Below are 461 nucleotides of genomic sequence, written 5' to 3'. Positions count from 1 at the left end.
GAAAGGCATCTGGCAAGAGATATTCGTCACGCTGGCGGCAGCGGGTGGACCGCCTGCCGAGGTCCTGATCGACAGCACACATATGAAGGCGCACCGCTCGGCGGTCGGCGGAAAAGGGGGGCGCTCGTCCAAGCGATCGGGATCAGCCGAGGTGGCCGCAACAGCAAGCTCCACGCGCTCACCGACGGCGAAGGCCGCCCGCTCCGCTTCCTGCTGACCGGCGGCAACGTCGCCGACTGCCGTGCTGCCGATGTCCTGCTCGACGGTCTCGCGCCGCGCACCATCGTCTTGGCGGACAAGGCATATGACAGCAACGCGATCCGCGACCTGATCGAGCGCCGGGGTGCCGTGCCCAACATCCCCTCCAAGGCGAACCGGCGCTGGAAAAGCTGCTTCTCGCCCTCGCTCTACAAAGGCCGAAACGCAGTCGAGCGCATGTTCTGCCGCCTCAAGGATTATCG

1 pseudogene is annotated in these 461 nt (G+C 65.9%); it reads left to right on the top strand.

Annotated elements, in window-relative coordinates:
• Positions 1-461: pseudogene (locus tag ACX0GZ_RS14780) on the top strand (IS5 family transposase); the annotation flags it as partial.

It is taken from the genome of Sphingomonas aestuarii, from assembly GCF_054457155.1.
The sequence above is the reverse complement of the archived record's forward strand: the minus strand, read 5'-3'. Positions and strand labels throughout refer to the sequence as shown.